Source organism: Bradyrhizobium genomosp. I (2014), from assembly GCF_000261685.1.
Lineage (GTDB): Bacteria > Pseudomonadota > Alphaproteobacteria > Rhizobiales > Xanthobacteraceae > Bradyrhizobium.
The window spans coordinates 55566-70044 of the sequence record NZ_AJQE01000175.1 but is presented as its reverse complement, the minus strand read 5'-3'; the positions used below and the strand labels follow the sequence as shown (position 1 = coordinate 70044).

10 protein-coding genes and 1 pseudogene are annotated in these 14479 nt (G+C 65.8%); 5 read left to right on the top strand and 6 right to left on the bottom strand.

All coding sequences use genetic code 11. From position 1 onward, the window contains the following. Window positions 1–145 precede the first annotated feature (145 nt). Complete coding sequence (locus IC50_RS17035; protein ID WP_035706978.1) at window positions 146–589, top strand: NfeD family protein; 444 nt, start codon at window positions 146–148, stop codon at window positions 587–589. Window positions 590–764: 175 nt separating this feature from the next. On the opposite strand, the gene IC50_RS17030 is transcribed toward IC50_RS17035, so the two are convergent. After that, complete coding sequence (locus IC50_RS17030) at window positions 765–1091, bottom strand: winged helix-turn-helix transcriptional regulator (protein ID WP_035706975.1); 327 nt, start codon at window positions 1089–1091, stop codon at window positions 765–767. A gap of 72 nt (window positions 1092–1163) precedes the next feature. Here IC50_RS17030 and IC50_RS17025 point away from each other — a divergent pair, with 72 nt between their 5' ends. Then, a complete protein-coding gene (locus tag IC50_RS17025) occupies window positions 1164–1721 on the top strand; it encodes a carboxymuconolactone decarboxylase family protein (RefSeq protein ID WP_035706972.1) in 558 nt (185 codons plus the stop codon). A gap of 126 nt (window positions 1722–1847) precedes the next feature. Here IC50_RS17025 and IC50_RS17020 read toward each other — a convergent pair whose 3' ends face one another. Further along, a complete protein-coding gene (locus IC50_RS17020) occupies window positions 1848–2855 on the bottom strand; it encodes a KpsF/GutQ family sugar-phosphate isomerase (RefSeq protein ID WP_035706969.1) in 1008 nt (335 codons plus the stop codon). Window positions 2856–3047: 192 nt separating this feature from the next. Here IC50_RS17020 and IC50_RS17015 point away from each other — a divergent pair, with 192 nt between their 5' ends. After that, complete coding sequence (locus IC50_RS17015) at window positions 3048–4790, top strand: outer membrane beta-barrel protein (RefSeq protein ID WP_035706964.1); 1743 nt, start codon at window positions 3048–3050, stop codon at window positions 4788–4790. A gap of 187 nt (window positions 4791–4977) precedes the next feature. Here the strand turns inward: IC50_RS17015 and IC50_RS17010 are convergent, their stop codons facing one another. Together IC50_RS17010 and gltB are read right to left on the bottom strand one after the other, a co-directional pair. Beyond that, complete coding sequence (locus IC50_RS17010; RefSeq protein ID WP_035706963.1) at window positions 4978–6429, bottom strand: glutamate synthase subunit beta; 1452 nt, start codon at window positions 6427–6429, stop codon at window positions 4978–4980. 142 nt (window positions 6430–6571) lie between these two features. After that, complete coding sequence (gene gltB, locus IC50_RS17005) at window positions 6572–11305, bottom strand: glutamate synthase large subunit (protein WP_035706962.1); 4734 nt, start codon at window positions 11303–11305, stop codon at window positions 6572–6574. Window positions 11306–11794: 489 nt separating this feature from the next. Between gltB and IC50_RS17000 the strand changes: the two genes are divergently transcribed. Further along, window positions 11795–12550 carry a hypothetical protein gene (locus IC50_RS17000; RefSeq protein WP_035706960.1) on the top strand — a complete coding sequence of 252 codons (756 nt, stop codon included), beginning with the start codon at window positions 11795–11797 and terminating at the stop codon, window positions 12548–12550. 110 nt (window positions 12551–12660) lie between these two features. Here the strand turns inward: IC50_RS17000 and IC50_RS43115 are convergent. Beyond that, a pseudogene (locus IC50_RS43115) lies at window positions 12661–12792 on the bottom strand (alpha/beta hydrolase); the annotation flags it as partial. A 62-nt stretch (window positions 12793–12854) separates the two neighbouring features. Beyond that, on the bottom strand, window positions 12855–13322 hold the full coding sequence (locus IC50_RS16995) for an Hsp20 family protein (protein WP_035707005.1): 468 nt from the start codon (window positions 13320–13322) through the stop codon (window positions 12855–12857). Window positions 13323–13526: 204 nt separating this feature from the next. Here IC50_RS16995 and IC50_RS16990 point away from each other — a divergent pair, with 204 nt between their 5' ends. Then, a complete protein-coding gene (locus tag IC50_RS16990; RefSeq protein ID WP_035706957.1) occupies window positions 13527–14474 on the top strand; it encodes an alpha/beta fold hydrolase in 948 nt (315 codons plus the stop codon). Window positions 14475–14479 lie beyond the last annotated feature (5 nt).

Here is a 14479-nt window from a genome sequence, read left to right as displayed (position 1 = left end):
GCGCCCCGCCGCGGCGGCTCGGTGCCGTCGTCCGGCCCGACACCGCCGTCCGTGCCGCAGCAGTAACGGGACTACGCGCATGCCCCCGAAAAGTGGGTACCGGTTTTCGGATGAAGGGCCTGCGCCCCTTTAGAGAGGTCGTGTCATGACCGACATGTTCGTATCGCTCGGCACCTGGAACTGGCTGATCTTCGGCTTCGTCCTGATGGCGCTGGAGGTGCTGGCGCCGGGCATCTTCCTGTTCTGGCTCGGGCTGGCTGCGCTGCTCGTCGGCCTGATCTCGTTCGCTGTTGCCATGTCCTGGCAGCTGCAGCTCGTGATGTTCGCGATCTTCGCCGTCGCCGCGGTGCCGGTGTGGCGCCGCCTTGCCCGGCCGAAGCCGGACGCGGGCGCCAGCCCCTTCCTCAACAAGCGCACCGAGGCCCTGCTCGGCCGCGAGTTCACGCTGGAGAAGCCGATCATCGACGGCTCGGGCACTGCGCGTATCGGCGACACGGTCTGGCGCGTTTCAGGTCCCGATACGCCGGCGGGGACACGGGTGAAGGTGGTCCAAGTGGACGGCGCGAATCTGACGGTCGCAGCGGCGTAGCTTCTTACCCTCCCCTGGAGGGGGAGGGTCGATCGCGCGAAGCGCGAGCGGGGTGGGGTGATCTCTCCACTCGGGCACCGCGTCGGTGGAGAGACTGTCACCCCACCCCGTCTCACATTTCGCTGCGCTCAGTGTGAGCCGACCCTCCCCCTCCAGGGCAGGGTAAGAGAAAGCTCTACTTCTTCCACCTCTCTGCAAACCTGTGCAGCGGCATGAACGTTGCGCACAATTCCCGGCCCAGCGGCGTCAGCCCGTAACCTCCGCCTTCGCCAAGCTCCACGAATCCAGCCTCGCGCAGCTCCGTCAGCCGCGCTTGCAGCACCGTGGGCGAAGCTTCGTCACAGGCGGTGCGCAGCGCGCGCGAGGTGAGAGGGGCTTTGCGTAACTCCCAAAGAATCCGCAAGCTCCAACGCCGGCCGAGCAGGTCGAGCAGCGCCATGATCGGCCGGCCCGTGCGGGAGCCGCGAACGCTGCGTGTCTTCGAGGGGGCTTGTTTCGTCATCGACGGTCCCTTGCGTGATGCTACAAATAGTGTAGCGTAATGCTACGATAAATGTAGCAAAGGAGATGGCCGATGTCCTCATCTACACCGCGCCTTGCGCCGCTCACCCCGCCTTATCCCCCGGAGATCCAGGCGCAATTCGACCGCATCATGCGCGGTGCGCCGCCGCTGGTGCTGTTCCGGGTAATGGCGGGCCACGCCCGCGCCTGGGACAAGTTTCGCGCCAGCGGCCTGCTCGATCCCGGCCCGCTGTCCTTGCGTACGCGCGAGATCGTCATCGACCGCACCTGTGCGCTCAACAGATGCGAATACGAATGGGGCGTGCATGTAGCGATCTTTGCCTGGCCGGCGAAGCTCACCGAAGAGGAGATCCGTGCCACGGTGCAGGGCGATGCCATGTCGCCATGCTGGTCGCCCGCGGAGCAGGCGCTGATCGGGGCGGTGGACGCGCTGCATCATCGCGCGACGTTGAGCGACGCCGAGTTCACGGCGCTTTCGGTGCACTACGACGAGGCGCAAATCCTGGAGATCATGCTCTTGTGCGGCTTCTATCGCACGGTGTCCTATCTGGCCAACGGGCTGCGACTGCCCCTGGAGGAGAATGCGGCGCGGTTTCTGGAGTCGCTCTAGTCGCCGTCATTGCGAGCCACACTCTCGCTGTCATTCCGGGGCACGCGAAGCGTGAACCCGGAATCTCGAGATTCCGGGTTCGATGCTTTGCATCGCCCCGGATTGACTCCTTGGAGAGTGCGCGCCCTACGCCACCCCCGCGCGCAACAGATCGTGCAGATGCACGATGCCGACCACCTTGCCTGCTTCGGTCACGACCAGCGTCGTGATCTTGCGGGTGTTCAGCACCTCGATCATTTCGGTCGCGAGCATCGAGGGCGGCACGGTCTTGGGCTGCTTCGTCATGATCTCGTCGACCGTCACCGTCAAAAGGTCGGGCCGCATGTGGCGGCGCAGATCGCCGTCGGTGATGATGCCGACGGCCTCGCCCGCAGCGTTGACGATGCAGACGCAGCCGAGCCCCTTGGCCGACATCTCGACCACGGCCTCCGACATCTTGGTGCCTTCAGGCTTGACCGGAATCTCCGCGCCGGTGCGCATGTAGTCGCGAACGAACTTCAGCATCGCGCCCAGCTTGCCGCCGGGGTGGAAATGCGCGAATTCCAGTGCGGTGAAGCCGCGGCCTTCGAGCAGCGCGATCGCGATGGCGTCGCCGATCGCGGCCTGCATCAGGGTCGAGGTGGTCGGCGCAAGATTGTGCGGGCAGGCCTCGCGCGCCTTCGGGAGCTCGATCACGAGGTCGGCGGCCTGGCCGAGCGAGGATGCGGCGTTCGATGTCACCGCGATCATGGGAATCGCAAAGCGCGCCGAATAGTTCACGAGGTTCTTCATCTCCGGCTGCTCGCCGGACCAGGACAGCGCCATGATGACGTCATCGGCGGTGATCATGCCGAGATCGCCGTGGCCGGCTTCCGCCGCGTGAACGAAGAAGGCGGGCGTGCCGGTCGAGGCCAGCGTCGCCGCGATCTTGCGCCCCATATGGCCTGACTTGCCGAGCCCGGTGACAATGACGCGGCCCTTGGCCTGCCGGATCAACTCGACTGCCTTGGCGAAGGTCGCGCCCAGCGGGCCGCGCAGGGCGGCTGCCAGGGCGTTGATGCCGCCGCTCTCCGTCTCCAGCGTGCGGAGCGCGGATTCGACGCTTGTTGGGATGGGGCCGGATGATGTGGTCATCAGCGGTTTCGAACTCGGCATGGTCTGGTCCAGGGAGGAGGGGCGTTCGCCTGCTGACGCCTGCTTAGCACGCCGGATCGAGCGAGGCGACGCGGCCGCCAAAGCTCTCAACGGCTCATTAACCATAGTTGTTTTAACTCCATTAACGATGGTTCCCCGCCAGCCGGTGGAGGCTATCACGGAAGTATTTGAATTCGTTGGGGTTATTTCATCGTGGGGTCGTCTCCAGGCACGGGCCGGAGCAAACGCGCGCAGTTCCTGCGCGCGGCTTTGCCATGCCTTGCGCTGGCGGCCCTCGGAAGCGGCCAAGCGGCCGCCCAGAGCCTCACGCCCGACCTGTTCAATCCCAACCGCGGCGGCTTTGCCTCGCCCGACAACTTGCCGACGCGCCGCACGGCTGGCGTGCCGCAGGCGCCGTCGGATGCGCTGCCCGCACTACCCGATCCCAATGCCGATCCGCGCAAGGCCCGCGAGCGGCCGGCGACCTCGCGCGTCGGCCAGGTCCCGACCTACGGCCTGCCCGCCGCCGCCGGCGCGAGCAGCTCCGGCTACGACTCGCTCAACCGCAAGCGGCAGCAGCCAAAGCTCTATCCTGGCCAGCCGAAGCCGAAGCGCCCCGCCGGTCCCGGCTCACCGGTGCCGTCCGCAACGCCAGAGCGCACGCTCGGCCCGCCGCGCATCGCGCCGCCGCCTTCCGAGACCGCGCACAAGACGCCGGTAGCCCCGGCGATGGCGGGCAACGTCCCCGGCCAGCCGTTGCGCCGCCGTCTCAAGCTGGATGACGATCCGTTCGGCGCGGTCGGCGATTATGCCGGCAGTTTCCTCATCAAGGGCGGGCTCGAGCTCTCCGCGGGCTATGACACCAATCCGACACGCCTCAACAAGCCTGTCGGTTCGCCGGCCTATGTGGTCGCGCCCGATCTCCTCGTGGTGTCCGATTGGGAGCGCCATGCGCTGGTCGCCGATCTGCGAGGCTCGTTCTCGGGCTACACCAACAACATGCCGGCGACGATCGACGGCTTCGCTTCGCCCTCGCCGGTCGAGGCCAACCGGCCCGATTTCAACGGCCATGTCGATGGCCGGCTCGACGTCACCCGCGACTTCAAGCTGCTCTCGCAGCTCCGCCTGCGGCTCGCCACCGACAATCCCGGAAGCCCCAACGTGCAGGTCGGCCTGCAGAAATATCCTGTTTACGCCGCCTATGGCACGACAGTCGGCTTCGATCAGACCTTCAACCGCTTCCAGGTCGCCGCCGGCGCCACCGTCGATCGCACGGCGTATACCGATTCAAAACTCACCGATGGTTCGACGTCTCCCAATACCGACCGCGACTTCAATCAGTATGGCGGCGTCGGGCGCTTCTCCTACGAGCTGAAGCCCGGCTTGAAGCCGTTCGTCGAGATCGAGGGTGACACCCGCGTCCACGACCAGGCTGCCGACCGCAACGGCTACTTCCGCGATTCAAACGGCGGCTACGCCAAGGTCGGCTCGTCCTTCGAGTTCTCGCGCATCCTCATCGGTGAGATCTCGGTCGGCTATTCCGCGCGCAACTACACCGACCCGCGTCTCAGCCAGCTTTCCGGCTTCCTCACCACGGGCTCTTTGATCTGGAACGCCAGCGGCCTCACCACGGTGAAATTCTTCACCGACACGCAGATCAACGAGACCACGGTCCCCGGCTCGTCAGGCGTCCTGGTGCGCACCTACGCCGCCGAAGTCGACCACGACTTCCGCCGCTGGCTCACGGCGGTCGGCAAGTTCACCTACGGCACCTACGACTACCAGGGCCAGAACCGCAACGACAAGACCTACTCGCTCGAAGGTAATTTGATCTACAAGCTCAACCGCAACATCTGGATCAAGGGCACGCTGCGCCACGACATCCTGGATTCGAACCAGGCGGGCTCGAGTTCGCAGGGGACGGTGATGCTGGTTGGGGTGAGGCTGCAGAATTGAGGCGGCGAGTGCGCGATTCGGAGCGTCGTTCTCGCCATGTAACTCCGCTGCCGGCTTGACCGGGGCATCCGGTACGCCGCGGCGGATATGGTGCGTGCGCTCCAACAGGAGCCTCTGGAATGCTGGATCGCCCGCCTTCGCGGACGATGACAGCGTCATTTGAAGCTGACAGCGAAGCGAGCCGCGACTATCGCGGCAGATCCGTCTTCCCCATCAAAAACGTATCGATCGATCTTGCGCACAGCCGCCCCTCGCGGATCGCCCACACCACCAGCGACTGGCCGCGGCGCATGTCGCCGGCGGTGAACACGTTCGGGCGCGAGGTCTGGTAGTCGAGCGTGTTGGCCTTGACGTTGCCGCGCGGGTCGAGGTCGACCGCGAGCAGCTTGAGCAGGCCTTCGTGCACGGGGTGCACGAAGCCCATCGCGAGCAGGACGAGCTCGGCATCGAGCTCGAACTCGGTGCCGGCGATCGGCTTGAACTTGTCGTCGACGTGCACGCAGTGCAGCTTCTTGACTTGGCCGTTCTCGCCCGAGAACTTCTGCGTCAGCACGGCGTATTCACGGATCGCGCCTTCGGCCTGGCTGGAGGACGTCCGCATCTTCAGCGGCCAGTTCGGCCAGGTCAGGCCCTTGTTCTCGCGCTCGGGCGGGGCGGGCATGATCTCGAGCTGGGTCACCGACAGCGCGCCCTGGCGCAGCGATGTGCCGATGCAGTCGGAGCCGGTGTCGCCGCCGCCGATGACCACGACATGCTTGCCGCCGGCCAAAATCTCCTGGACGCCGCCGAGCGGCTCCTCGGAGACGCGGCGGTTCTGCTGCGGCAGGAAGTCCATGGCGTAGTGAATGCCGGCGAGGTCGCGTCCGGGAATCGGCAGGTCGCGCGGGGCTTCCGCGCCGCCGGTCAGCGCCACCGCGTCGTATTCGTTCAGCAACTCGCGCGGATCGACATTGCCCTCGGCGCCGACATGGCTGTTGTAGTGGAAGGTGACGCCTTCGGCTTCCATCTGCCTGACGCGGCGGTCGATGACGCCCTTCTCCATCTTGAAGTCGGGGATGCCGTAGCGCAGCAGGCCGCCGGCCTTGGCGTACTTCTCGAACAGATGCACGTCGTGGCCGGCGCGGGCGAGCTGCTGCGCGCAGGCCATGCCGGCCGGGCCCGAGCCGATCACTGCGACCTTCTTGCCGGTCTTGACGGCCGCGACCTCAGGCTTGAGCCAGCCATTATCCCAGGCGCGATCGACGATCGCGCATTCGATGGTCTTGATGGTGACGGGGTTGTCGTCGATGTTGAGCGTGCAGGACGCTTCGCACGGCGCCGGGCAGATGCGGCCGGTGAACTCCGGGAAATTGTTGGTCGAGTGCAGATTGCGCGAGGCCTCTTCCCAATTGCCCTGGTAGACGAGATCGTTCCAGTCGGGGATCTGGTTGTTGACCGGGCAGCCGGGCGTGCCGGGCGCGACCGAGCCGGTGCCGTGGCAATAGGGAATGCCGCAGTTCATGCAGCGCGCGGCCTGGTCGCGCACCTCCTTCTCGGAAAGGGGGACGACGAATTCCTTGTAATGCTTCACGCGCTCGGCGACCGGGGTGTACTTGCGGTCGTGCCGTTCGATTTCCAGAAAACCCGTGATCTTGCCCATTAAACCCGAAGTCCCTGCCGGCTAATTCGTCTGTTGTTTCCTCAACCGTCATTGCGAGGAGCGAAGCGACGAAGCAATCCAGTGTATCCTCGAAGAAAGTCTGGATTGCTTCGCTTCGCTCGCAATGACGGGGTGTGATGCCTTAAGCCCCGATCGCGATTTTCGGCTCGGCGTCCGCGTTGGCGGCCATTTCGCGCAACGCGCGCCGGTACTCGACCGGCATCACCTTGCGGAATTTGGGCAGCCATTCCTTCCAATTGGCGAGGATGTCGGCGGCGCGCTTGGAGCCGGTCGCCTTCGCATGGCGCGAGATCAGGACGTGCAGCCGCTCGACGTCGGAGGCGAGCAGGTTCTTGAACACGTCGACCCGGCCGTGCGCCTCGAGGTCACCGGCATGGTGATAGGTGCCGGCGTTGATCAGCTCCTCCGACAGCACCGGCTCGAGCTCGACCATGCTGAGGTTGCACAGCCGGTCGAAGTCGCCGGTCTCGTCCAGCACATAGGCGATGCCGCCGGACATGCCGGCCGCGAAGTTGCGCCCGGTCTTGCCGAGCACGACCACGATGCCGCCGGTCATGTATTCGCAGCAATGATCGCCCGCGCCCTCGACGACGGCCACGGCACCCGAATTGCGCACGGCAAAACGTTCGCCGGCGATGCCGCGGAAGTAGCACTCGCCCTCGATCGCGCCGTACATCACGGTGTTGCCGACGATGATGCTCTCTTCCGGCACGATGGCGGAGTTCTTCGGCGGCTTGACGATGATCTTGCCGCCCGAGAGGCCCTTGCCGACATAGTCGTTGCCTTCACCCTCGAGCTCGAAGGTGACGCCGTGGGCAAGCCACGCGCCGAAGGCCTGGCCCGCGGTGCCCTTGAGGCTGACATGGATGGTGTCGTGCGGCAGGCCGGCATGGCCGTAGATCTTGGCGACCGCGCCCGACAGCATCGCACCCGCAGAGCGGTTGGTGCTGTTGATCACGGCCTCGATCTTCACCGGCGCGCCGCGGTCGAGCGCAGGCGTCGCCTTCTCGATCAGCGTGCGGTCGAGCACCGCCTCCAGATGATGGTTCTGGCGCTCGGAATGATAGATTTTCTGGCCCTTCTCTTCCTTCTGCTTGACGAAGAGCTTTGAGAAATCGAGCCCCTTGGCCTTCCAGTGGGCGACGAGCCTGGTCTGGTCGAGCAGCTGCACCTGGCCGACCATCTCGTTGAAGGTACGGAAGCCGAGGCTTGCCATGATCTCGCGGACTTCCTCCGCGACGAAGAAGAAGTAGTTGATGACGTGCTCGGGCTGGCCGGTGAAGCGCTTGCGCAGGACGGGGTCCTGGGTGGCGACGCCGACCGGGCAGGTGTTGAGATGACACTTGCGCATCATGATGCAGCCGGCCGCGATCAGCGGCGCGGTGGCAAAGCCGAACTCGTCTGCGCCGAGCAGCGCGCCGATGACGACGTCACGGCCGGTGCGGAAGCCGCCGTCGACCTGGACCACGATGCGGCTGCGCAGCCGTTCGCGCACCAGCGTCTGATGGGTTTCGGCGAGGCCGATCTCCCACGGCGAGCCGGCGTGCTTGATCGAGGTCAGCGGCGAAGCGCCGGTGCCCCCCTCGAAGCCCGCGATGGTGACGTGGTCGGCGCGCGCCTTGGCGACGCCCGCGGCCACCGTGCCGACGCCGATCTCGGAGACCAGCTTGACCGAGACGTCGCCCGTCGGGTTGACGTTCTTGAGGTCGTAGATCAGCTGCGCCAGATCCTCGATCGAGTAGATGTCGTGGTGCGGCGGTGGCGAGATCAGGCCGACGCCCGGCGTCGAATGCCGGACTTTTGCGATGGTGGCGTCGACCTTGTGGCCGGGCAGCTGGCCGCCTTCGCCGGGCTTGGCGCCCTGCGCCATCTTGATCTGCATCATGTCGGAGTTGACGAGATACTCCGTGGTGACGCCGAAGCGGCCCGAGGCAACCTGCTTGATCGCCGAGCGCATGGAATCGCCGTTCGGCATCGGCTTGAAGCGATCGGCCTCCTCGCCGCCTTCGCCGGTGTTCGACTTGCCGCCGATCCGGTTCATGGCGATCGCGAGCGTGGTGTGCGCCTCGCGCGAGATCGAGCCGAAGCTCATCGCGCCCGTGGCGAAGCGCTTGACGATGTCCTTGGCCGGCTCGACCTGGTCGAGCGGCACCGGCTTGCGCTTCTCCTCCTCGGCGCCCTTGATCCGGAACAGGCCGCGCAGCGTCAACAGGCGCTCCGACTGCTCGTTGAGGATCTTGGCGAAGGCGCGGTAGCGCTCCTGCGAATTGCCACGCGCCGCGTGCTGGAGCAGCGACACCGACTCCGCAGTCCAGGCATGGTCCTCGCCGCGGCTGCGATAGGCATATTCGCCGCCGACGTCGAGCGCGCTCTTGTAGACCAGCGCTTCGCCGAACGCGTCGGCATGACGGCGCACGGCCTCTTCGGCGATCTCGGCCAGGCCGACGCCCTCGACGCGGGTATGCGTGCCGGCGAAGAACTTTGCGACGAAATCAGCCTTCAGGCCGACCGCGTCGAAGATCTGCGCGCCGCAATAGGACTGGTAGGTCGAGATGCCCATCTTGGACATCACCTTGAGCAGGCCCTTGCCGATCGACTTGATGTAGCGCTTGACGATCTCGTAGTCGTCGAGCGAGCCGGGCAGGCGGTCCTTCATCGCGATGATGGTCTCGAACGCGAGATACGGATTGATCGCTTCGGCGCCGTAGCCGGCAAGGCAGGCGAAATGATGCACTTCGCGCGGCTCGCCGGACTCGACGACGAGGCCGACAGAAGTGCGCAGTCCGACCCGGATCAGATGATGGTGCACGGCGGCGCAGGCCAGCAGTGCCGGGATCGGCACCCGGTCGGTGCCGACCATGCGGTCGGACAGGATGATGATGTTGACGCCCTCGCGCACCGCGCTTTCCGCGCGCGCGCAAAGCTCGTCGAGAACCTGGTCCATGCCGGCCGCGCCGAGACCGGCGTGGAAGGTGGTGTCCAGCGTGCGTGACTTGAAGTGGGTGTCGGCCACCTCGGAGATCGAGCGGATCTTCTCCAGGTCGGCGTCGGTCAGGATCGGCTGGCGCACTTCGAGACGCTTGGTCGTGGCCATGCCCTGCAGGTCGAACAGGTTCGGCCGCGGTCCGATGATGGAGACGAGGCTCATCACCAGCTCCTCGCGGATCGGGTCGATCGGCGGGTTGGTGACCTGCGCGAAGTTCTGCTTGAAGTAGGTGAACAGCGGCTTGGCCTTGTCCGACAGCGCCGAGATCGGCGTGTCGTTGCCCATCGAGCCCGCGGCTTCCTCGCCGGTGGCCGCCATCGGCGTCATCAGGATGGCGATGTCTTCCTGGCTGTAGCCGAACGCCTGCTGGCGATCCAAGAGCGACAGGTTGGAGCGCACGCCTGTTGTCGGGACCTTCGGCAGCTCCTCCAGCACGATCTGGGTCCGCTCCAGCCATTCCTTGTAGGGATGACTCTTGGCGAGCTCGGCCTTGATCTCGTCGTCGGGGATGAGACGGCCCTGATCGAGGTCGACCAGCAGCATCTTGCCCGGCTGCAAGCGCCACTTTGTGATGATCTGGTCCTCTGGGATCGTCAGCACGCCCATCTCGGACGCCATCACGATGCGGTCATCCTTGGTGACGAGATAGCGCGCGGGCCTGAGGCCGTTGCGGTCGAGCGTGGCGCCGATCTGGCGGCCGTCGGTGAAGGCGATCGCGGCGGGGCCGTCCCACGGCTCCATCAGTGCGGCATGATATTCGTAGAAGGCGCGGCGCTTCTCATCCATCAGGGGATTGCCGGCCCACGCCTCCGGAATCATCATCATGACGGCGTGCGGCAGCGAGTAGCCGCCCTGCACCAGGAATTCGAGCGCGTTGTCGAAGCAGGCGGTGTCCGACTGGCCCTCATAGGAGATCGGCCAGAGCCGGTTGATGTCCTTGCCGTAGAGTTCGGAGCTCACCGAGGCCTGGCGCGCCGCCATCCAGTTGGTGTTGCCGCGCAGCGTGTTGATCTCGCCGTTATGCGCGATCATGCGGTAAGGGTGCGCCAGCGACCACGCCGGGAAGGTGTTGGTCGAGAAGCGCTGGTGAACGAGCGCGAGCGCGCTCTCGAAGTCCTTCTCGTGCAAATCGGGATAGTACTTGCCGAGCTGGTCGGCGAGGAACATGCCCTTGTAGATCACGGTGCGGCAGGACATCGAGCAGGGGTAGTAGCCCGCAAGGCCGCGGTCACGACGCTGGTAGATCGCCTGCGAGATCGACTTGCGCAGGATGTAGAGCCGGCGCTCGAACTCGTCCTCGGTCTTGGCGGTGCCGTTGCGGCCAATGAATACCTGCATGCAGGCGGGCTCGGTCGGCTTCACGGTGACGCCGAGCGAGGAATTGTCGGTCGGCACGTCGCGCCAGCCGAGCAGGGTCAGCCCCTCTTCCTTGATCTGGTCGGCGATGATGCTCTTGATGACGTTGCGCCAGGCGGTGTCGCGCGGCATGAACAGCGCGCCGATGGCGTATTCGCCGGGACCCGGCAGCGCAAAGCCGAGCTCCTTGGCCTTGCGGCTGAAGAAGGCGTGCGGAATCTGCACCAGGATGCCTGCGCCGTCACCGGCGCGCGGATCGGCGCCGACAGCGCCGCGATGCTCGAGATTGCAGAGGATGCTCAGCGCGTCCGAGACGATCTCGTGCGACTTCTTGCCCTTGATGTTGGCGATGAAGCCGACGCCGCAGGAATCCTTCTCGAGGGAGGGGTCGTAGAGGCCCTCCGCCGTTGGGCGCGAATTGTGTTCCTGAATCGGATCGGTCGTTTTCGAGGCGACCGTCGCCGACAGCTCTTCTGCCACGATGTTTGCGCGCTCGAATTGCGACCCGTTCATTGTTCCTGTCCTCTCCATGCGGCAAGCTGCCTCACCGCCACCTTCGGCGCACCTTGGGCGTCCCGCGGCACCCGCTCCTGGGCCACCGCTCGTCCGCTGCGAGCCGCATTTTCTTAAATTCAGGCCTAGGCGCTCTTCGTCCCCGAGAGCGGCTTTGCCTGGTACCTTGCCGACGCTCGAGAGCACCGGTTTTCGCTGCAATCCCTGTGCCGGGGCCGCAAGCAAAATTGAGACAGTCTTCCTGTCCTAAACGTCACCTTGCCAAATTTTTGTCTAGCACACAAGCGCGCGGAAGTCCCGATTCCCGAACTGTCAATCGCGCCTTCCGCGTCCTCACGGCCGCGGTTTTGAAGCAAGCGCGCCCCGATCCGGCCCCGCGGACGCCGAAATCCCGCACGAAGCTTCGGATCAACCCTTCGGAAGGTGCGCCACGCCGCAAGAAGCGAAAGAGGGCGGGCCATCGGAGGGCCTGACAGGAGCGTCTCGACCATGAAGTTTTTCACAGGATGTGTCGCCGCCGCGCTGGCGTTGGCTGCAAGTGCGGGCCACGCCCAGGTTCCGGCGAGCGGTATCCGGAGCGGGGCTGTGATCGCGGTGTCGGATTTCGACGGCCCCTATGCGCCGCCGGAGGTCGCGCCGCCCCCGCCGCGTTACGGCTACGGCTATGGCTACGAAGAGCGTGGCCCGGCCACGGCGCTTTTGCCGGCCACCGAGGTCTATGCGGTGCTGCGCGAAAACGGCTTCTTGCCGCTCGGCATCCCGCGCCTGCGCGGCAGCGTCTACACCATCGCGGTGATCGACCGCCGCGGCGACGATGGCCGCCTGGCGATCGACGCCCGTGACGGAAGAATCTTACGCTTCATGCCCGCCGCTGATGCCTACGGCATGGCGCCCGCCTATGGCGAACCCGCGGTCGCGCCTTACGGGCCGCAAAGCGCGCTGCCGCCGCCGACCGTGATCCGCAGCGGTCCGCCGCGCCCGCCGGCTCCGATCCCGCATGTGGCAAGCCGCGCCGTGCCGCTGCCCAAGGCCGCCCCGCGGCGCGCCGAGACGCCGGTCGCTGCCGCGAAGCCGGCGGCACCGGTGGCGGAGCAGGCCCAGGCACCGCGGGCGCAGCCTTCGCAGCAAGCGGCCGCCGCGCAGACCAAGCCCGCCGATGCAGCCGCGCCAACCGTCGGCCAGGCCAAGCCTGCCCTTACCATCCTGCCGACGCAGGAGATGCCGGCCGCGCAGGGGCTGGATTAGGGCGACGCGAGTTTGACGCGACAGTGCCCATCACGCCATCGTGAGGACGACATCGGGGAGTGAGTTGGCCAAAACGAAAGGCACCTGAGACCTCAGGCGCCTTTTGCATTTCAGCATCGCGCTCGGCTCCGCCCATACCTCGCCGCTTCCAGGATCAGACTCGCCACTTCCTTCGGATGCGACACCAGCGAGAGGTGACCGGCATCGAGCGCGATCGTGGTGGTGTTCATGCGCTCGGTGATGCCGTGCAGAAAAAAACGCCCCGGGGCACCGGGGCGTCTTCGTAACCTGGAAGTCGCTTGGCTTAGGCGGCTTGCGCGGCCGAGCCCTCGATCACTGGCGCCTTCGGCGCGCCGGCGTTGATCGCGATCTGGCGAGGCTTCTTGGCCTCGGGTATCTCGCGCACGAGGTCGACGTGAAGCAGCCCGTTCTCGAGCGAGGCGTCCTTCACCTGCACGAAGTCGGCAAGCTGGAAGGCGCGCTCGAACGCACGCGCGGCGATGCCGCGGTAGAGCACTTCGTTCTTGCTGTTTTCGTTGGCGACTTTCTCGCCCTTGATCGTCAGCGTGTTTTCCTTCGCGACGATGGAGAGCTCATCCTTGGAGAAGCCGGAGACCGCAACGGTGATGCGGTAGGCGTTCTCGCCGGTACGCTCGATGTTGTACGGGGGGTAGCCGGGGCTGCCGTCCGAACTGGCTTGATCGAGCAGGTTGAAGAGGCGGTCGAATCCGACCGTGGAACGATAAAACGGCGTGAGATCGTAGGTACGCATGGTCAAGTCCTCCATTGAGCGACTGTTGGCTAACCCGCCCGCCATCGGGCCGGGCTTTCGTCTGTGTGCAGCCTGGCGTTTCGGTTCCGAAACACTGGTAGCGGCCTGCACGAAAATGATATGGGTGGAACGAGACGGCGTTCAAGAGGGCGGGATAAGCGCCTTTTCGGCGCTCCCGCCCCTTGATTTCTAGCACTTCCAAACATGACGCTGGTCTCGATCCCGTCCAATCCCGTTCCCGAAAACGTCGTGAGCGGCACCATCAAGACCCCCGATGGCGCCGAGCTGCGCTTTGCGCGGTGGGCGCCGCCGGCGAACCGCAAGGGCACCGTCTGCGTCTTCACCGGACGCAGCGAGCAGATCGAGAAATATTTCGAGACCGTGCGTGACCTGCGCGACCGCGGCTTTGCGGTGGCAATGATCGACTGGCGCGGGCAGGGCCATTCCTCGCGCCGCCTGCGCGATCCGCGCAAGGGCTATGTGCGCGACTTCTCCGATTTCGAGATCGACGTCGAGACCTTCGTGCAGCAAGTGGTGCTGCCGGATTGCCCGCCGCCCTTCTTCGCGCTCGCCCACTCGATGGGCGGCACGGTGATGCTGCGGGTGGCCCATGCCGGCAAGCGCTGGTTCGACCGCATGGTGCTGTCGGCGCCGATGATCGACCTGCCGGGCCACACCACGTCGTTTCCCGTCCGTGCAATGCTGAAGACGATGCGCCTGCTCGGGCAGGGTGGCCGCTACGTCCCCGGCGGCAGTGACCGTCTCACCGGGCTCGACCCTTTCATCAACAATCCCCTGACCAGCGATCCCGTGCGCTATGCGCGCAATGCCGCGATCCTGGAGGAGGATCCGACGCTCGGACTGGCGTCACCGACGGTCGCCTGGGCCGATACCGCCTTCCGCGCGATGCACACCTTCAAGCGCGTGAACTACCCTTCCCAGATCCGCCAGCCGATCCTGATGCTGGCGGCCTCCAACGACACCGTGGTCTCGACCGCCGCGATCGAGGAGTTCGCCTATCATCTGCGCGCCGGCTCCCATCTTGTGATCGCGGGCGCCAAGCACGAGATCCTGCAGGAGCAGGACCGCTACCGCTCCCAGTTCTGGGCGGCCTTCGACGCCTTCGTCCCGGGCACGCCGCTGTTCAAGTGAGGCAG